Source organism: Klebsiella sp. KPN54798, from assembly GCF_021184225.1.
GTDB lineage: Bacteria > Pseudomonadota > Gammaproteobacteria > Enterobacterales > Enterobacteriaceae > Klebsiella > Klebsiella pneumoniae.
Genome location: NZ_CP089234.1, coordinates 1,609,612 through 1,627,865 on the forward strand (window position 1 = coordinate 1,609,612; position 18,254 = coordinate 1,627,865).

The 18,254-nt window shown below is 57.5% G+C and carries 15 protein-coding genes and 1 pseudogene; 10 read left to right on the forward strand and 6 right to left on the reverse strand.

Annotated features, from left to right (window positions below; all coding sequences use genetic code 11):
* Positions 1-24: 24 nt before the first annotated feature.
* Both mglA and mglC read left to right on the forward strand, forming a co-directional pair.
* A complete protein-coding gene (gene mglA, locus LPQ25_RS07915; RefSeq protein WP_002912876.1) occupies positions 25-1,545 on the forward strand; it encodes a galactose/methyl galactoside ABC transporter ATP-binding protein MglA in 1,521 nt (506 codons plus the stop codon).
* A gap of 15 nt (positions 1,546-1,560) precedes the next feature.
* On the forward strand, positions 1,561-2,571 hold the full coding sequence (gene mglC, locus LPQ25_RS07920; RefSeq protein ID WP_002912871.1) for a galactose/methyl galactoside ABC transporter permease MglC: 1,011 nt from the start codon (positions 1,561-1,563) through the stop codon (positions 2,569-2,571).
* 70 nt (positions 2,572-2,641) lie between these two features.
* Here mglC and sanA read toward each other — a convergent pair whose 3' ends face one another.
* The 4 genes from sanA to LPQ25_RS07940 all read right to left on the reverse strand — a co-directional run bounded on the left by sanA (position 2,642) and on the right by LPQ25_RS07940 (position 5,736).
* On the reverse strand, positions 2,642-3,358 hold the full coding sequence (gene sanA / locus LPQ25_RS07925) for an outer membrane permeability protein SanA (RefSeq protein ID WP_002912870.1): 717 nt from the start codon (positions 3,356-3,358) through the stop codon (positions 2,642-2,644).
* A 275-nt stretch (positions 3,359-3,633) separates the two neighbouring features.
* On the reverse strand, positions 3,634-4,518 hold the full coding sequence (gene cdd / locus LPQ25_RS07930; RefSeq protein WP_002912869.1) for a cytidine deaminase: 885 nt from the start codon (positions 4,516-4,518) through the stop codon (positions 3,634-3,636).
* Positions 4,519-4,645: 127 nt separating this feature from the next.
* Complete coding sequence (locus tag LPQ25_RS07935; protein ID WP_002912867.1) at positions 4,646-5,341, reverse strand: CidB/LrgB family autolysis modulator; 696 nt, start codon at positions 5,339-5,341, stop codon at positions 4,646-4,648.
* Positions 5,338-5,736, reverse strand: a complete 399-nt coding sequence (locus LPQ25_RS07940) for a CidA/LrgA family protein (protein ID WP_002912865.1) — start codon at positions 5,734-5,736, stop codon at positions 5,338-5,340. Before LPQ25_RS07940 ends, LPQ25_RS07935 begins: the two co-directional genes overlap by 4 nt.
* 357 nt (positions 5,737-6,093) lie before the next feature.
* Here LPQ25_RS07940 and dusC point away from each other — a divergent pair, with 357 nt between their 5' ends.
* The 6 genes and pseudogenes from dusC to mdtQ all read left to right on the forward strand — a co-directional run bounded on the left by dusC (position 6,094) and on the right by mdtQ (position 14,859).
* Positions 6,094-7,026, forward strand: a complete 933-nt coding sequence (dusC, locus tag LPQ25_RS07945) for a tRNA dihydrouridine(16) synthase DusC (protein WP_014907191.1) — start codon at positions 6,094-6,096, stop codon at positions 7,024-7,026.
* Positions 7,027-7,382: 356 nt separating this feature from the next.
* Positions 7,383-8,747 carry a carbohydrate porin gene (locus tag LPQ25_RS07950; protein WP_041937791.1) on the forward strand — a complete coding sequence of 455 codons (1,365 nt, stop codon included), beginning with the start codon at positions 7,383-7,385 and terminating at the stop codon, positions 8,745-8,747.
* A gap of 155 nt (positions 8,748-8,902) precedes the next feature.
* Positions 8,903-9,736, forward strand: a complete 834-nt coding sequence (gene bglG, locus LPQ25_RS07955; RefSeq protein WP_002912842.1) for a transcriptional antiterminator BglG — start codon at positions 8,903-8,905, stop codon at positions 9,734-9,736.
* Between the two features lie 30 nt (positions 9,737-9,766).
* Positions 9,767-11,741, forward strand: a pseudogene (bglF, locus tag LPQ25_RS07960) (PTS beta-glucoside transporter subunit IIABC).
* A 15-nt stretch (positions 11,742-11,756) separates the two neighbouring features.
* On the forward strand, positions 11,757-13,151 hold the full coding sequence (locus tag LPQ25_RS07965; protein WP_014907194.1) for a glycoside hydrolase family 1 protein: 1,395 nt from the start codon (positions 11,757-11,759) through the stop codon (positions 13,149-13,151).
* Positions 13,152-13,419: 268 nt separating this feature from the next.
* Entirely contained in the window at positions 13,420-14,859 is a 1,440-nt protein-coding gene (mdtQ, locus tag LPQ25_RS07970; protein ID WP_014907196.1) for a multidrug resistance outer membrane protein MdtQ, read from the forward strand.
* Positions 14,860-14,892: 33 nt separating this feature from the next.
* Here the strand turns inward: mdtQ and LPQ25_RS07975 are convergent, their stop codons facing one another.
* Positions 14,893-15,462 (reverse strand): DedA family protein, encoded by a 570-nt coding sequence (locus LPQ25_RS07975; protein ID WP_002912833.1) that lies wholly within the window; start codon positions 15,460-15,462, stop codon positions 14,893-14,895.
* A 154-nt stretch (positions 15,463-15,616) separates the two neighbouring features.
* On the opposite strand from LPQ25_RS07975, the gene LPQ25_RS07980 reads away from it, so the two are divergent.
* On the forward strand, positions 15,617-16,204 hold the full coding sequence (locus LPQ25_RS07980) for a Yip1 family protein (RefSeq protein WP_002912831.1): 588 nt from the start codon (positions 15,617-15,619) through the stop codon (positions 16,202-16,204).
* 188 nt (positions 16,205-16,392) lie between these two features.
* On the forward strand, positions 16,393-17,343 hold the full coding sequence (gene pbpG, locus LPQ25_RS07985) for a D-alanyl-D-alanine endopeptidase (RefSeq protein ID WP_004180615.1): 951 nt from the start codon (positions 16,393-16,395) through the stop codon (positions 17,341-17,343).
* A 341-nt stretch (positions 17,344-17,684) separates the two neighbouring features.
* On the opposite strand, the gene LPQ25_RS07990 is transcribed toward pbpG, so the two are convergent.
* Entirely contained in the window at positions 17,685-18,239 is a 555-nt protein-coding gene (locus LPQ25_RS07990; protein ID WP_002912829.1) for a GNAT family N-acetyltransferase, read from the reverse strand.
* Between the last annotated feature and the right edge of the window lie 15 nt (positions 18,240-18,254).

The following is an 18,254-nucleotide window of genomic DNA, read 5'->3' on the forward strand; positions in this document are numbered from 1 at the left end:
GCATGAACGCAGCCAGGTATAACTATGGTCAGCAATAATAGCGAACGGTCAGGCGAATATTTGTTGGAGATGAGCAACATCAACAAATCGTTTCCTGGCGTCAAGGCTCTTGATAATGTCAACCTGAAGGTTCGTCCGCACTCCATTCATGCGTTAATGGGTGAGAACGGCGCCGGTAAATCGACATTATTAAAATGCCTTTTTGGGATCTATCAAAAAGATTCCGGTAGCATTCTTTTTCAGGGAAAAGAGATCGATTTCCATTCGGCGAAAGAAGCCCTGGAAAACGGTATTTCGATGGTGCATCAGGAATTAAACCTGGTATTACAGCGTTCGGTCATGGATAACATGTGGCTCGGGCGCTATCCAACTAAAGGCATGTTTGTCGATCAGGACAAAATGTACCGGGATACCAAGGCCATTTTTGATGAGCTGGATATTGATATCGATCCGCGCGCCCGCGTCGGTACCTTATCGGTATCTCAGATGCAGATGATTGAGATCGCGAAGGCGTTTTCCTATGACGCCAAAATCGTCATCATGGATGAGCCGACGTCATCGCTGACGGAAAAAGAGGTCAACCATCTGTTTAAGATCATCCGTAAGCTGAAAGATCGCGGCTGCGGTATCGTCTATATCTCGCATAAAATGGAAGAAATTTTCCAATTGTGCGATGAAATAACCATCCTGCGCGACGGCCAGTGGATCGCCACCCAGCCGCTGGAAGGGCTGGATATGGATAAGATCATCGCCATGATGGTCGGGCGTTCGCTTAACCAGCGTTTTCCGGATCGCGAAAACACCCCGGGCGAAGTGATCCTCCAGGTGCGCAATCTCACCTCGCTGCGCCAGCCCTCCATTCGCGATGTCTCCTTTGACCTGCATAAGGGCGAAATTCTCGGTATCGCCGGCCTGGTGGGCGCTAAACGCACCGACATCGTGGAGACCCTGTTCGGCATCCGTGAGAAGGCCAGCGGCACCATCACGCTGCACGGCAAGAAGATCAACAACCACAGCGCCAACGAGGCGATTAACCACGGTTTTGCGCTGGTGACCGAGGAGCGGCGCTCTACCGGGATTTACGCCTATCTGGATATCGGGTTTAACTCGCTGATCTCCAATATTAAGAAATATAAAAACAGCGTCGGCTTGCTGGATAACTCGCGAATGAAGAGCGATACCCAATGGGTTATTGACTCGATGCGCGTCAAAACCCCCGGTCAGCATACGCAGATTGGCTCGCTTTCCGGTGGTAACCAGCAAAAGGTCATTATAGGCCGCTGGCTGCTGACCCAGCCGGAGATCCTGATGCTGGATGAGCCAACGCGCGGTATCGACGTCGGCGCCAAGTTTGAAATCTATCAGCTGATTGCCGAACTGGCTAAAAAAGACAAAGGGATCATTATTATTTCTTCCGAAATGCCGGAACTGCTGGGGATTACCGACCGCATTCTGGTGATGAGCAACGGCCTGGTCGCGGGCATTGTTGAGACTAAAACCACCACGCAAAACGAAATACTGCGTCTTGCGTCATTGCACCTTTAAGATCAGGGGCTTCACATGAGTGCGTTAAATAAAAAGAGTTTTCTCACTTACCTGAAAGAGGGTGGGATATATGTTGTCCTTCTGGTCCTGCTGGCCATTATTATTTTCCAGGATCCGACATTTTTAAGTCTGCTCAACCTGAGTAATATTCTGACCCAGTCCTCGGTGCGTATTATTATTGCCCTCGGCGTGGCCGGACTTATCGTCACGCAGGGGACCGACCTCTCCGCCGGCCGTCAGGTGGGTCTGGCGGCGGTGATTGCCGCCACCATGCTGCAGGCGGTGGATAATGCCAATAAGGTATTCCCGGATATGGCGACCATGCCGATCCCGCTGGTGATCCTGCTGGTGTGCGCCATCGGGGCGGTCATCGGCCTGATTAACGGGATCGTCATTGCCTACCTGAACGTGACGCCGTTTATTACCACTCTCGGCACCATGATTATCGTCTACGGCATTAACTCGCTGTACTACGACTTCGTGGGCGCGTCGCCGATCTCCGGCTTCGACAGCCACTTCTCCCATTTCGCGCAGGGGTTTGTGGCGCTGGGCTCCTTCCGCCTGTCCTACATTACCTTCTACGCGCTGATTGCCGTCTTCTTTGTCTGGATCCTGTGGAACAAGACGCGCTTTGGCAAAAACATTTTCGCTATCGGCGGTAACCCGGAAGCGGCGAAGGTCTCCGGGGTTAACGTAGCGTTAAACCTGCTGATGATCTATGCCCTCTCCGGCGTGTTCTACGCCTTCGGCGGCCTGCTGGAAGCCGGACGTATCGGTTCGGCGACCAATAACCTCGGCTTTATGTATGAACTGGACGCCATCGCCGCCTGTGTGGTGGGCGGCGTATCGTTCAGCGGCGGGGTAGGGACGGTGTTTGGCGTGGTGACCGGGGTGATTATCTTCACCGTCATCAACTACGGCCTGACCTATATCGGCGTCAACCCTTACTGGCAGTACATTATTAAGGGGGCGATTATTATCTTCGCCGTGGCGCTGGACTCCCTGAAATACGCCCGTAAGAAATAAGATTGAACGCATCAAAAACCCGCGCCTGGCGCGGGTTTTTTTATATCTGAAACGAATGCGTTGATGGAGGCTACTTTTCTTTCTGCAGCTCCAGCAGCTGCTCCGGGGTGACGGCCGGGTAGGACTGGGCGTCATCCGGCACGTCATGCTGCTGCGCCGGAATCGGGATGAGAGGGCCGAGAAAGCGCGGTTCCCGTTTGAAGATATAGAGGTCCGCCAGCGCGCCAAAGCGGGCGCCGAACTCGCGCAGCCGCACGCTCCACATATCCTTCGGCGACGGCACCGCGTAGCACTGGGCCTGGATCCCCATATGCAGGGCGATAAACAGCGCCCGTTCGCAGTGGAAGCGCTGGGTGATGATAATGAAGTCGTTGGTGTCGAACACTTTCCGGGTACGGACGATCGAGTCGAGGGTACGGAAGCCGGCATAGTCCAGTACGATATCCGCGGGATCGACGCCGCCTTTAATCAGGTCCCGACGCATGGTCATCGGTTCATTGTAGCTTTGCAGAGCATTATCGCCGCTCAGCAGGAGATAGTTGACCTTGCCGCTGTTGTAGGCGTTCAGCGCACCCTGGATGCGGTAACGGTAATACTGATTGATGACGCCGGTGCGGTAATATTTGGCGGTGCCCAGCACCACACCGACCTGACGGTAGGGCAGGTCCTGCAGTTCATCATAGATATAGGGCGCGGTTTTCCAGCTCATCCAGCGGTCAAGGCCCAGCACGGTCAACAGCAGCAGGCCGAGCAGGACTAACAGGCTGTAGAACGCACGCTTTAACATGAACTTGGCTCAATAATAGACAACGGAGTCTTCAGGCTACTTTACCCGCCGGGTAAGCGCAAGAAACCCGCGTTTGATTGCGGGGATTTTCAGCAATATAGACAGATCGCCGAATGCAGGCCGGGTAAGGCGTGAGCCGACACCCGGCATAGGGATCTTCAGGTCGCCATGGCGCGAACCGTAGGTCGGGTAAGCGTAGCGCCACCCGACACCTAACGGTATAAAAAGTCGGCCGGATAAGCCGAAGACGCCGTCCAGCAATCTGCTCAGGCTGATCAACCTAACAGGACGCGCTCAATATTGTGGCAGCCCAGCGCCTTCAGGGTGGCGACGGTGGCATCCCACTGGATCAGCGCCGCGTCGGCTTTCTCCGCCAGGATTGCCCGCTGGATAGCGGGATAATCATAGCCGTTGAGGCTCAGGAGATTCAGCGCCCCCTGCAGCGGCGGCAGCGTCGGGTTGAACGCTGCGTTTTCCGCATAGCTACCGCTGAAAATGGTACCGTCTTTCAGCTCCAGCGCCACGCCGGAAGGCGAGTGGCTGTAGGGCGCATGGCAGCGGTTGGCGGCCTGAATAGCTGCCTGGGTTAGGGCATCGCCGCTGACCGGGAAGCCATGGTCCTGTTCATCCATCAGCAGGGTTTTGATCTCGAGGTCTTTCGGGCCAAAGGCGTCCGGCAGATAGTGCTCCAGGGCATGCGCTTCGCGACCCGGCAGATGAATGCGCAGCGCCAGCCCGCTGTTCAGTTCGTTCATAAACTGACGGCAATGACCGCACGGCGTGTAGTTCACCGTGATAGCGCGCAGGGAGGTCTCGCCGCGCAGCCAGGCGTGGCTGATGGCGCTCTGTTCCGCGTGAACGGTCTGCTGCATGGTAGCGCCGAGAAACTCCATATTGCCGCCAAAGTACCAGCGGCCGCTGACGCCGCGGGCGATAGCCCCGACGTTAAAATGAGAAAGGTCGGGGCGCGCGCAGGCAGCGGCAAGCGGCAGTAGCGCAAAAGCCAGCGCGTCTTCGTCCAGACCTGTCGCATGCTGCAGCGTCGCCACCTGATCGGCTTCGAGCAGCGCCGGGAAATGCGGGTCGGCGAGCATCGGGGCGATGGCCGCCTGCAGATCTGCTGCCAGAGTCGTCAAAGCAGCTTGAAAACGTGAGTGCATAGCGTTGCCTCATAACAGTGTAATGGGAAGCCAGTGTACGGGCGGCCAGCGGTTCCATATGTGATGAATATCTCATTCTTTATGCAACTCTGATTTGTTGCATTAAAAAATGTGATTTAAATCACGATTAACCTACCACTGCGAGGATCAGCGGAAATAAGAACGGCGCCATCAACGAGGTGATGATCCCGCACAGCACCAGCGCCAGTGAGCTAAACGCGCCTTCCTGATAGTCCAGCTCGGCGCAGCGGGCGGTGCCGAGGGCGTGCGAGGCGGTGCCCATTGACAGGCCGCGCGACGCTTTGGTGCGAATGCGCATCAGGTTAAGCAACGTATGCCCAAATACCGCGCCGAGGATGCCGACAAAAATTACGCACACGGCGCTGATGGCCGGAATGCCGCCGATGCTGCCGCTAACCGCCATAGCAATCGGCGTAGTGACTGACTTAGGCAGAATAGAGGCGGCGATTTGCGGCGTGGCGCCCATCAGCAGAGCGACGGTGGTGCCGGTGATCATCGCCACGCAGCTGCCGATAAAGCAGATGGTAATGATAGATTTCCAGCGGGCGCGGATCTGGTGCAGCTGTTCATACAGCGGGAACGCAAGGGCCACTACCGCCGGCTGCAGTAGATCGTTCAGGACTTTGCTGCCGGCAAAATAACGCTCATAGGAGATCCCGGTCAGCAGAAGAAATGGAATAATCACCACCATCGCCACCAGCAGCGGGTTGAGCAGCGGGAACTTAAAGCGGGCCGCCAGTTTGCGGGCGAGAAAAAAGACGATCAGGGTTAGCGGTAGCGACCACCAGATTTCATGCATCATTCTTCTTTTCCTTTTTGGCCAATCACTTTACGTTCGCCATGCACCAAATGGGAGCTCCAGCTCACCACTACAAACACCACCAGCGTACTGATGGCGCAGGAGATAACGACAGGCCCCAGCTGGGCGCGCAGCAGATCCCAGTACTGCATCACCCCAACGCCGATCGGCACGAACAGCAGCGCCATATAGCGGATCAGGATATTGCAGCCGGGGTTGACCCATTGCGGCGGCATAATTTGCAGCGCCAGCAGCACGAAGAGGATCAGCATGCCGATGATGCTGCCGGGGATAGTGATAGGCAGCAGCCCGGCGATAAAAATTCCGGCGTACAGGCAGGCGTAAATCAGGACGAAAGCCCGCAGGTACTGCCAGATAATAGTCAGCGATTTACTCATGGTAATAACCCTTGATGAAGTGCATTCATCATACAATTAATCCCTAAAATGTGCTACCGATCACATCATGAATTCTATGCATAGCGCTGATAGCTTACGGGAACCATAGTCTCACCCGTCAGGGCCCGACACCTTGCGGCTCAGGCGGGATCGCTCCCCACGCTACCTTGCTGGATGAGGCGCGGCAAATAAAGGCGAATGGGACGCCACAGACCCCTGTAAAGCATAGAGATTATCTCGCCGCTTTGCCGCATCGAGCGTGCGGGGAACGGCGTGCGTCTGGTCCGACGCATTGAGCGCTTTCAACCAGCGCCCGGAGGCGCTACCATAGCGCCTCTTTTTTTTCCGGGTAACGATATGCGTGTTCTACTGGCGCCGATGGAAGGCGTGCTCGATTCGCTGGTGCGCGAGCTGCTGACCGAGGTTAACGATTACGATCTCTGCATCACCGAATTTCTGCGCGTGGTGGATCAACTGCTGCCGGTAAAATCGTTCTACAGGCTATGCCCGGAACTGCATCACCAGAGCCGCACGCCGTCCGGCACCCGCGTACGCGTCCAGCTGCTGGGACAATATCCCGAGTGGCTGGCGGAAAATGCCGCCCGCGCGGTGGCGCTGGGTTCATGGGGGGTGGATTTAAACTGCGGCTGTCCGTCGAAGCTGGTAAACGGCAGCGGCGGCGGGGCAACGCTGCTGAAAGATCCAGAGTTGATCTATCGCGGCGCGAAAGCCATGCGAGAGGCGGTTCCCGAGCATCTGCCGGTGACGGTGAAAGTTCGTCTTGGCTGGGACAGCGGTGAACGGCGCTTTGAAATCGCCGACGCGGTGCAGCAGGCGGGGGCCAGCGAACTGGTGGTTCACGGCCGTACCAAAGAAGATGGCTACAAAGCCGAACGCATCAACTGGCAGGCGATCGGCGAGATCCGCCAGCGCCTGACTATCCCGGTGGTCGCCAACGGTGAAATCTGGGACTGGCAAAGCGCCCAGGATTGTATGGCTGTCACAGGCTGCGATTCGGTGATGATTGGCCGCGGGGCGCTCAATGTGCCGAACCTCAGCCGGGTGATCAAATACAATGAACCGCGCATGCCGTGGCCGCAGGTGGTCCAGCTGTTGCAAAAATATACCCGCCTGGAAAAGCAGGGTGATACCGGCCTGTATCATGTGGCGAGAATTAAGCAGTGGTTAGGCTATTTACGCAAGGAATATACCGAGGCGCTGACCCTGTTTAATGAAATTCGCGCCCTGCAAACGTCTGCTGAAATAGCGGTGGCGATCGGCCGCTATTAACCGCCATACTGTTATTCGCTTCACATATTATTACTTGCATGCCTATTGATGATAGGCATGGGTTGAATAAAGTGATAATGTGCGGTCAATCAATTCAGGATTGCTACTGAACTCAGGCAAAACCTAAGCACTTTCGTCATTCGTGGCGCAAAGTGCTTAGGTTTTTTTTTTGGTAAAAATTCAGGGTGGATAAAATGATGATGTAAAACAATGAGATGTGAATAACGATTTCTCTGGCATTGTCGCGGTTTTATTACCGACGGACGCTTTTTGCCATTCATTTTTAAAAAAAGAAAACGGGTAAATAAATAGCCTGGGGATCCCTTTGTTTTTATTCAGTCACGGTGGATATCACAATGCATAACAAAAAAATAAATCAGCTTTTGATCGGCGCTATGCTGGCGGCCATGGCGCCTGCCGTGAGCGCCGCGGACATCCCGGCGTGGAACGGCAGCGCGCTGGGGTTTGAAGCCGGGCAGCAAGGGCTGCTGGGCGATATGCTAGGCATTCGTCCGATCCTTGAAGAAAACGGCTTTCATTATAATCTCGGCTATCTTAACGAGATGGCCTACAACGCCGGCGGCGGCTATAACCATGATAAACATCTGGCCTATATTGACCAGGTGTCATTGACCTTTACCCAGGATCTGGAGCGCTGGACCGGCATACCGGACGCGCGGCTTGAGGGCAATATCGTCAACCGCAACCACGATGATAATCTCACCACGAAACGGCTGCAGGATCCGCGGGTGAGTTTCAACGATCTATCGCAGGAGAGCTGGGGCGGCGGGTCGATTACCCGCCTTGGCTGGTTGACCTTTGCCCGCAGCTTTGACGACCGCCGCCTGACCTGGCGCATCGGCATGATGAACAAGGTGCAAACCTTCGACCAGATCATACCCTGCGATTTTCAGCTGCTGACCCAGTGCGGTGGGAAATCGGCCAACTCGCTGACCTGGAATAACTGGAACATTCATACCTGGGGCACCACCCTGGAGTACAAGCTGACGCCGACCGTCACCCTGAAAGGCGGAGTGATGGAGCAAAACCCGCAGGCTACCGCGCGCAGCCACGCGTGGAGCTGGTCGACGAAGGGTAGCAAAGGCATCTTACTGCCGATGGAGATCGAAACCCGTCCGCTGATTAATGGCCTGCCGGGAGCCTATAACCTTGGCGTGGTCTGGACTAACGCGCCGCAGAGCGACCTCTACAGCGGTAAATCCGGCGGCGCCGGGGCGACCGATCCGCAAGGTTACGCCGAGCACGACAGCACCTGGTTTATGTACGCCGGCCTGAACCAGCAGATCACCCGCCACGCCGACGACCCGCTGCGGGGAATGAGCGTCTCACTGAGCGGCAGCCTCAGCGACCAGCGCAGCAACTATATCCACTCCGCCGTCGCCGCCTCCATGCGCTACCGCGGTCTGTTTGACGCCCGCCCGGAGGACTGGATTGGCTTCGGCCTGACGTGGATCGACATGAGCAGCCACTACGCACGTAATCAGCGCTATATGAATCAGATAAGCGGCGCCACCGACTATAACGATCCGGCTTACCTGCCGGTGGCCGGTCATTCGCTGAACGGTGAACTCTATTATCGCTTCCGCCCGGTCTCCTGGCTGGAGCTGCAGCCGGGCCTGCAGTACTGGCACCGTCCGGGCGGCGTCGCGCAGACCCAGGACGCGTGGGTAGTGGAGTGGAAAACCGTCGTGACCTTCTGATAGTCGCGATCTTAATCACGTTTTTTCACTTGTCAGGTTGAGCGCGCAGCAGAAGTTGTTACAGTGCGGGTGTTGGATTGCAACTGCTGCGGCAGGCAAAACCTGATCACCTGGCGTTTCGTCGGGGGTCAGGTTTTTTTGTTTCTGGGGTCTATATGCAAATCGCCAAAGTACTCAATAACAATGTGGTGGTGGTTCTCGACGAGCACCGGCGCGAACAGGTGGTGATGGGGCGAGGGCTGGCCTTTCAGAAACGCCCGGGCGACGTGCTGGACGACAGTAAAATTGAAAAAGTTTTCGCCTTACAAAGCGATGAGCTGGTCGGCCGCTTAGGCGAGCTTCTCAGTCAGATACCGTTAGAAGTGATGACCACCTGCGATCGCATTATCGACCTGGCACGCGGACGGCTGGGCAAGTTACAGGAAAGTTTGTACATCACGTTAACGGATCACTGTCATTTTGCTATCGAGCGGCAGAAAAAGGGCATCGCACTGCGTAACGTGCTGCTGTGGGAGATTAAGCGGCTGTATCCGAAGGAGTTCGCGCTGGGCCAGGAGGCAAGGGCCATCATTGCCAAAAGGCTCGGCGTGGAGCTGGCGGAGGATGAAGCCGGATTTATCGCCCTGCATCTGGTGACGGCGCAGCTTAACAGCGAAATGCCGGAGGTCATGCACGTGACCCGGGTGATGCAGGAGATCCTGCAGCTGGTGAAGTATCAGCTGCAGCTTAACTACGATGAAGAGTCGCTGAGCTATCAGCGTTTCGTCACCCACCTGAAGTTTTTCGCCCAGCGGATGCTGACGCGCACGGTGGTGGAAGATGACGACGTCTCGCTGCACAGCGCGGTGAAAGATAACTACGCCAAAGCGTGGAAGTGTGCGGAAACGGTGGCGACGCATCTGCAAAAGCAGTATCAGCGGTCGCTGACCACCGAAGAAATTATGTTTCTTGCCATTCATATCGAACGGGTAAGAAAAGAGGGGCGTTAATTCTCCCCAACAAAACTGGATTGTTACTGCATGATGCAGGCAAAACCTGAGCGCGACGCCCACCGGCGTGGTTCTCGGGTTTTTTTATTTTTTACTACTCAGTCGCCGGTTGTCTGCGGGCAGCGGCAGTAAGGAAAAGAGCATGGAATATAAAGCACTCGCGCAGGATATTCTCAACCGCGTCGGCGGCAAAGAGAACATTGTGAGTCTGGTTCACTGTGCGACACGTCTGCGTTTTAAACTGAAGGATAACGGCAAAGCCGATGCCGAAGGGCTGAAGGCCAATCTGGGCGTGATTATGGTGGTGGAGAGCGGCGGCCAGTTTCAGGTGGTGATTGGCAACCACGTTCACGACGTCTGGCTGGCGGTGCGCCAGGAGGCGGGGTTAAGCGATGACAGCGAACCGGTTGCCGAGGAAAAAACGGCCAAAGGATCGGTGTTAAGCCAGCTTATCGACATCATCTCCGGCATTTTTACACCGTTTATCGGCGTGATGGCGGCAACCGGTCTGCTGAAAGGCCTGCTGGCGCTGGCGGTGACCTGCGGCTGGCTTACGCCGGAGCAGGGGACTTATAAAATCTGGTTTGCCGCCAGCGACGCGCTGTTCTTTTTCTTCCCGCTGTTTCTTGGCTATACCGCCGGGAAGAAGTTTGGCGGCAACCCGTTTATCTCGATGGTGATTGGCGGGGCGTTAACCCACCCGCTGATGATTCAGGCCTTTGAGGCCAGCCAGGCGCCGGGCGCGGCGGTGGAGCACTTTCTCGGCATTCCGGTGACCTTTATCAACTACAGCTCGTCAGTGATCCCGATTATTCTCGCCTCATGGGTCTCCTGCTGGCTGGAGCGCAAGAGCAATGCGCTATTGCCGTCATCGATGAAAAACTTCTTCAGCCCGGCGATCTGCCTGGCGGTGGTGGTCCCGCTCACCTTCCTGGTGATTGGCCCGGTCGCCACCTGGCTGAGCCATCTGCTGGCCAACGGCTACCAGTTCATTTATGCGTTTGCCCCATGGCTGGCGGGCGCGGTACTGGGCGCCATGTGGCAGGTGTGCGTTATTTTCGGCCTGCACTGGGGTCTGGTGCCGTTGATGATCAACAACATGACGGTACTTGGTCACGACTCCATGCTGCCGATTATTCTTCCGGCGGTGATTGCCCAGGTGGGCGCCGTGCTCGGTATTTTCCTCGCCACCCGCGATGCGCGTCAGCGGGTGCTGGCCGGTTCCGCCTTCTCCGCCGGGCTGTTCGGCATCACCGAGCCGGCTATCTATGGCCTGACTCTGCCGCTGCGCCGTCCGTTTATCTTCGGCTGTGTCGCCGGGGCGATTGGCGGGGCGATCACTGCCTTTAGCAACAGTTATGCCTACTCGTTTGGCCTGCCAAACATCTTTTTCCCGGCGCAAATGATCCCGCCCGGCGGGATTGACGCCAGCGTCTGGGGCGGGCTTATCGGCACCGGCGTGGCTTTCGTGCTCGCCTGCGTGCTGACCTTCTTCGCCGGCCTGCCGCGCGCCAGCGCTGCACCGGGCGCCGTGACGGTAGCCCCGGCCTCGGCAAACGATATTCTGGCGCCGATGAGCGGCAGCGTTATCGCCCTCGAGCAGGTGCCGGATAGCACCTTCGCCAGCGGCCTGCTGGGTAAAGGGGTCGCCATTATCCCGGCGGTGGGCCAAGTGATTGCCCCGTTCCCGGGCGAAGTGGCCTCCCTGTTTCAGACTAAACACGCCATCGGCCTGCAAAGCGACAGCGGCATTGAGCTGCTGATCCACGTCGGCATCGACACGGTCAAACTCGACGGCGTGCCCTTTACCGCGCATGTGAAAGAGGGCGACAGGGTACAGGCCGGCGATCTGCTGATTGAGTTTGATCGCCAGGCGATTCTGGACGCCGGCTACGACCTGGTGACCCCGATCATTATCAGCAACAGCGACGACTACCGGGAGATTGATACGGTGGCGTCCAGTACCGTCGAAGCCGGTCAGCCGCTGTTGTCAGTCAGCCATTAATCACAGGAGAAAAAGATGAAAACATTCCCGACGGATTTTTTATGGGGCGGCGCGACCGCGGCCAATCAGGTGGAAGGTGCTTATCTGGAAGATGGCAAAGGCTTATCCACCTCCGATGTGCAGCCGCACGGCGTGTTCGGCGAAGTGGTCGAGCGCGTACCCGGCGACAGCGGCATAAAAGATGTGGCGATCGATTTTTACCATCGCTATCCGGAAGATATTGCCCTGTTTGCCGAGATGGGCTTTAACTGCCTGCGAGTCTCCATCGCCTGGACCCGCATCTACCCCAACGGCGACGACGCCGAGCCGAACGAAGCCGGCCTCGCGTTCTACGACAAGCTGTTCGACGAGATGGCGAAGCACAAGATCACCCCGCTGGTGACGCTGTCGCATTATGAAATGCCATGGGCGCTGGTAAAAAACTACGGCGGCTGGGGCAGCCGGGAGGTGATTGGCTTCTTTGAGCGCTACGCCCGGACGGTGTTCAGCCGCTATAAAAATAAGGTCAAACTGTGGCTGACCTTTAACGAAATCAATATGTCGCTGCATGCCCCGATGACCGGCGTCGGCCTGCCGGCCGGCAGCAGCAAAGGCGAGGTGTATCAGGCGATTCACCACCAGCTGGTGGCCAGCGCGCTGGCGGTCAAAGCCTGTCATGAGCTGGTGCCTGAGGGCAAAATCGGCAATATGCTGCTCGGCGGGCTGATGTATCCCCTGAGCTGCAAACCGGAGGATGTGTTCGAGACGCTGCAGGAGAACCGCAGCTGGCAGTTCTTTGGCGACGTACAGGCGCGCGGCGCGTACCCGGGCTATATGCAGCGCTATTTCCGTGACAACGGCATCACGCTCACCATCACCGACGCCGATCGTGAAGCGCTAAAAACCACCGTCGACTTTATCTCCTTCAGCTACTACATGACCGGCTGCGTCACCGCCGACGAGGCGCTGAACCAGCAGGCGCGCGGCAATATTCTCAGCATGGTGCCGAACCCGCACCTGGCGAGCTCGGAGTGGGGCTGGCAGATAGACCCGCTGGGCCTGCGCACGCTGCTGAACGTGCTGTGGGATCGCTACCAGAAGCCGCTGTTTATCGTGGAAAACGGTCTGGGCGCCAAAGATAAGGTGGAAGCCGACGGCAGCATTAACGATGACTACCGCATCAGTTACCTGAACGACCACCTGGTGCAGGCGCGGGAAGCCATTGACGATGGCGTTGAGCTGATGGGCTTTACCAGCTGGGGACCGATTGACCTGGTGAGCGCCTCAAAGGCGGAGCTGTCGAAGCGCTACGGCTTTATCTATGTCGACCGCCATGATGACGGTACCGGCACCCTGGCGCGCAGTAAGAAGAAGAGCTTTGGCTGGTATAAAGAGGTGATTGCCAGCCGCGGCGCCAGCCTGAAAGCCTAAAGAATGCCCGCCCGGCCATCGCCGGGCGGGAGATTAGCCGGTTTACGCGCGCAGTAAAAAGATCATCGGACGTTCTTTCTCTTCATCCAGAGCGGGCAGGGTGGTAAAGAGGTGCGGCTCGTTAAAAGATGCCGGCTCATATTCACCCCTTGAATTGATAAGGTTGTTTATTTTTAGCAAACTAATAATTTAGTCACACGCTTTACTAAACGCGTTTAATTCAATTAACTTATGATAACCAACCTGATTAAGTTATCTGACCTGTCCAATGAAATTGATATTAAATAAAAGCGTGCTGGCGGCATTGCCCCTGGCCATCGCGCTGGCTGGCTGCGCGCCATCTCATGAGGTTGCTAATCCGCCGCAGCAGCAAATTCCGGCCTCCCATGTTTCCATGGATCTCCCTGCCGCCGTGAAAAATGGCTGGCCGCAGACTGACTGGTGGAAAGATTACCATGACCCACAGCTTAATAATCTGATTCAGCGAGCGTTGGCCAACGCGCCGGATATGCAGATTGCCGAACAGCGCATCAGGCTTGCCGAAGCGCAGGCGCGAATGTCGCAGGCGAATCTTGGCCCGGAGATGGATTTCTCCGCCGATATTGAACGCCAGCGCATGTCGGCCGAAGGCCTGATGGGACCGTTTGCTACCGACACCGACGGCAATACCGGCCCGTTGTACACCAACGGTACCTTTGGCCTGACCGCCGGTTGGGATCTCGATCTGTGGGGAAAAAACCGTGCGCTGGTGAAAGCGCGTATCGGCGAGCTGAAAGCCCAGGTTGCTGAACAGGCCCAGACCCGTGAGCTGCTCTCCGGCAGCGTGGCGCGTCTGTACTGGCAGTGGCAGACGGAAGCGGCTATCAAAGCGGTGCTGCAGCAGGTGAAAAACGAGCAAAATAATATCGTGACGGTCGACAAGGCCCTGTATCAGCGCGGGATCACTAACTCCGCCGAAGGGGCGGAGAACGATATTAACGTCAGCAAAACCGACCAGCAGCTGGCGGACGTGACGGGCACGATGAAAGAGATTGAAGCGCGGCTGATGGCCCTGACCAACAGCCAGAGCCAGTCGCTAAACCTCAAACCCGCCAGCCTGCCAACGGTCAGCGCGCAGCTGCCAGATACCCTCGGCTATGAGCTGCTGGCGCGCCGCCCGGATCTGCAGGTCGCCCACTGGTATATTGAGGCGTCCCTGAGCGAAGTGGACGCGGCGAAAGCGGCGTTTTATCCGGACATCAATCTGATGGCGTTCCTGCAGCAGGATGCCCTGCACTTAAGCGATCTTTTCCGCCATTCGGCGCAGCAGATGGGCGTTACTGCCGGGTTGACGCTGCCGATCTTTGACAGCGGCCGCCTTAACGCCAACCTGGATATCGCCAGCGCGCAGAATAGCCTGTCGATCGCCCAGTACAACAAAGCGGTGGTGGATGCCGTTAACCAGGTGGCGAAAACCGCCAGCCAGGTCGAAACATTAATGGCCAAAAGCCAGCAGCAGCAGCAGGTTGAAAAAGACGCTCAACGGGTAGTGGATCTGGCGCAGGCCCGAATGGCGGCGGGGATCTTACCTGGCTCCAGGGTCAGTATGGCGAAGCTCCCGGCGCTGCAGGAGCGGATCACCGCATTGCGCCTGCACGGCCAGTGGATTGACGCTAGCATTCAACTGACCTCGGCCCTCGGCGGCGGTTACCACCAGACGGTGAAGTAACCGCCAACCACGGTGCGCCCGCGGGCGCGCCGCTTAGTCTTTCTTCTTACTCTCGCGCCGCCTGAGCCACCAGTGGGCGGCCACCACCACCACCACCGCGAGGATCAGCCAGATCCAGTGCTTCAGATGGGCGTCCAGATGATGCAGCCACGGGCCAACCACCTCGCCGCCGAGATAGCCAATGGTGGTAAACAGCAGGGCCCACACCAGCGCTCCGACAATATTCAGCGGCAGGAAAATGCGCGGCGGCAGGCGGCTGGCGCCGATCAGCAGGGGGCCGATTACCCGGAAGCCATACATAAAGCGGGTGCCGATGACAAACAGCCACGGCCGGTGCTGGATCATACGCTGCGCTTTACGGATCCGCGCTTTCTGACTGGCGAAACGGCGCAGGATGCGTCCCCCGAAGCGGCGACCGACCAGATAGAGCAGCTGATCGCCAATCATCCCGCCGAGGGCGACGGCGATCACCACCAGGGGAAATTTCAGTAGCCCCTGATGCGCCGCGACGCCGCCCAGCAGGGTAATGGTCTCACCTTCCGCCATGCTGCCGACGATCAGCGCCGCGTAGCCATACTGGGAAATCAGGTGATTGATATCCATAAAAAGCTTTTCTCCTTACCTCATCACCTCTTAATCATACACCCTGCTGACCAAAACGCGGCGACGCAGAATTTTCTGTGCTGTACATAAAATAATCTACAGGGTGAATTATACTTGGATCAGTGCAGTACGAAGCCGTGACAAGGGGGACGCTATGAACCATGTCTGGGGGCTCTTCGCTCATCCCAACCGGGAAATGAGCGTGATTAAGAGCGAGAATGAAACCATTTCTCATCACTATACGCATCATGTGCTGCTGATGGCGGCGGTTCCGGTAATCTGCGCCTTTATCGGCACCACGCAGCTGGGCTGGAACTTCGGCGATGGCACCGTGATTAAACTGTCGATGCTGACCGGACTGGCGCTGGCGGTGCTGTTTTACGCCGTGATGCTCGCCGGGGTGGCGATCATGGGGCGGGTCATTTGGTGGATGGCGAGGCAGTATCCGCAGCAGCCTTCCCTGAAACGCTGCATGGTGTTTGCCGGCTACGTCGCCACCCCGCTGTTTCTGAGCGGGATTGTGGCGCTCTATCCGCTGGTCTGGCTGTGCGCGCTGGTCGGTACTATTGCGCTGTTCTATACCGGGTATCTGCTGTATCTCGGCATTCCGACCTTCCTGAGCATTAATCGGGAAGAGGGGTTAAGCTTTGCCAGCTCGACGCTAGCTATTGGGGTACTGGTGCTGGAAGTGCTGCTGGCCATCACCGTGGTGCTCTGGGGGTATGGCTACCGACTCTTCTGATCGGGCGACACGGGTAAATATGCATTGCCGGCAAATATGTATTTTATGTCGGCAATGCAGCATTTCTTCACGATTCTTATTAGGCACAGGGCCTTACGGCGCGGTATGATGGCGTTTGCCAGCGAAGTTGCCCACTTAACCTCGCGGCGTACGTTCCATAACGTGCAAAAATACTTTTCAGAATGCCCATGATGCCGAAATTTCGAGTCTCTTTGCTCAGCCTGACCTTGCTGCTGGCTGTGCCTTTTGCGCCCCAGGCGTTAGCAAAAACCCCGACGGCGGTGACCGCCTCGCAGCCGGAAATTGCCTCCGGCAGCGCCATGATCGTCGATCTGGCCACGAAAAAAATCATTTATGCCAGCCAGCCTGATCTGGTGCGCCCGATGGCGTCGATCACCAAAGTGATGACCGCCATGGTGGTGCTCGATGCCCATCTGCCGCTGGATGAGATGCTGACGGTGGATATCAGCCATACGCCGGAAATGAAGGGGATCTACTCCCGCGTGCGCCTCAACAGCCAGATTAGTCGCCGCGATATGCTGCTGCTGGCGCTGATGTCTTCCGAGAACCGCGCGGCCGCCAGCCTGGCGCATCACTATCCGGGCGGCTACGACGCTTTTATTCGCGCGATGAACGCCAAAGCCCAGGCGCTGGGCATGACCCATACCCGCTACGTGGAGCCCACCGGCCTGTCGGTGCATAACGTCTCCACCGCCCGCGATCTGACCAAACTGCTGATCGCCAGCGAGCAGTATCCGCTGATCGGCCAGCTGAGCACCACCAAAGAAGAGACCGCCACCTTCGCCCATCCGGCCTACAGCCTGCCGTTCCGCAACACCAACCATCTGGTGTATCGCGATAACTGGAACATTCAGCTGACCAAAACCGGCTTCACCAACGCTGCCGGCCACTGCCTGATTATGCGCACGGTGATTAACCAACGTCCGGTGGCGCTGGTGGTGATGGATGCCTTCGGCAAATATACCCACTTCGCTGACGCCAGCCGCTTGCGGACCTGGATTGAAACCGGGAAGGTGATGCCGGTACCCGCCTCGGCGCTGAGCTATAAAAAGCAGCGCGAAGCGCAGATGGCGGAGGCGATGCTGAAAGGCGGCGCGCAGACCGCGCAGAACGATTAATCTGCATGTCTCCCGGATGGCGGCGCATTGCGCCTTATCCGGGCTACGTGATTTGGCACCGGGTTCGCCCCTTTCGTAGGCCCGGCAAGCGCAGCGCCGCCGGGCAATATACCCGACACCGTGCCGCGTGTGTGCCGGATGGCGGCTCGCGCCTTATCCGGCCTACGTGATTTGGCGGCGGGTTCATCCCCTTCGTAGGCCCGGCAAGCGCAGCGCCGCCGGGCAATCAGGCCGAGTGCCGGTGTTTGTGCAGGATGGCGGCTGACGCCTCTCCGGAACCGCGCTGAACGGTAGCCCGGCTAAGGCGTTTACGCCGCGAGCCGGGGATTTGGCGCCGGATATCACTCCGGTAGCGTCCAGTCGCCGTCACCCAGCGCGCGCTGCATAATCAACGTATCCCGCCAGTCGCCCATCTTGTAGCCGACGCTGCGCAGCTGACCCGCCACGGTAAAGCCGAACTTTTTATGGATCGCCAGCGAGCCGGCATTGTTATGGCCATCGCCGATGATCGCCAGCATCTGCCGCCACGGGCCTTTCTCGCACTCAGCGATTAGCCTGGACAGCAGCGCGCTGCCGATGCCGCGTCCGCCCATTCCGGATTCCACGTATATCGATTCCTCGAGGGTGTAGCGATAGGCCGGACGCGGGCGATAGAAGGTGGCATAGCAGTAGCCGACGATAGCCCCGCGCCACAGCGCTACCAGCCACGGCAGCCCGTTGTCGCGCACGGTCTGGATCCGTTTACGCATTTCGTCAACGGTGGGGGGGATCTCTTCGAAGGAGGCGCGGCCATTAAGCACGTGCCAGACATACAGCGCGGCGATGGCGTGCGCATCGTCGGGCAGCGCTTCGCGAATTTCTAAATCACTGTCGAGTAACGGGGCCTCTGCGGGCATGGCGGCGCTCCTGAA

Bases quoted from the DNA above. Each gene is read 5' to 3' on its own strand.
- mglA (WP_002912876.1), top strand. From the start codon at position 25: ATGGTCAGCAATAATAGCGAACGGTCAGGCGAATATTTGTTGGAGATG.
- mglC (WP_002912871.1), top strand. From the start codon at position 1,561: ATGAGTGCGTTAAATAAAAAGAGTTTTCTCACTTACCTGAAAGAGGGT.
- sanA (WP_002912870.1), bottom strand. From the start codon at position 3,358: ATGTTAAAGCGTGCGTTCTACAGCCTGTTAGTCCTGCTCGGCCTGCTG.
- cdd (WP_002912869.1), bottom strand. From the start codon at position 4,518: ATGCACTCACGTTTTCAAGCTGCTTTGACGACTCTGGCAGCAGATCTG.
- LPQ25_RS07935 (WP_002912867.1), bottom strand. From the start codon at position 5,341: ATGATGCATGAAATCTGGTGGTCGCTACCGCTAACCCTGATCGTCTTT.
- LPQ25_RS07940 (WP_002912865.1), bottom strand. From the start codon at position 5,736: ATGAGTAAATCGCTGACTATTATCTGGCAGTACCTGCGGGCTTTCGTC.
- dusC (WP_014907191.1), top strand. From the start codon at position 6,094: ATGCGTGTTCTACTGGCGCCGATGGAAGGCGTGCTCGATTCGCTGGTG.
- LPQ25_RS07950 (WP_041937791.1), top strand. From the start codon at position 7,383: ATGCATAACAAAAAAATAAATCAGCTTTTGATCGGCGCTATGCTGGCG.
- bglG (WP_002912842.1), top strand. From the start codon at position 8,903: ATGCAAATCGCCAAAGTACTCAATAACAATGTGGTGGTGGTTCTCGAC.
- LPQ25_RS07965 (WP_014907194.1), top strand. From the start codon at position 11,757: ATGAAAACATTCCCGACGGATTTTTTATGGGGCGGCGCGACCGCGGCC.
- mdtQ (WP_014907196.1), top strand. From the start codon at position 13,420: ATGAAATTGATATTAAATAAAAGCGTGCTGGCGGCATTGCCCCTGGCC.
- LPQ25_RS07975 (WP_002912833.1), bottom strand. From the start codon at position 15,462: ATGGATATCAATCACCTGATTTCCCAGTATGGCTACGCGGCGCTGATC.
- LPQ25_RS07980 (WP_002912831.1), top strand. From the start codon at position 15,617: ATGAACCATGTCTGGGGGCTCTTCGCTCATCCCAACCGGGAAATGAGC.
- pbpG (WP_004180615.1), top strand. From the start codon at position 16,393: ATGATGCCGAAATTTCGAGTCTCTTTGCTCAGCCTGACCTTGCTGCTG.
- LPQ25_RS07990 (WP_002912829.1), bottom strand. From the start codon at position 18,239: ATGCCCGCAGAGGCCCCGTTACTCGACAGTGATTTAGAAATTCGCGAA.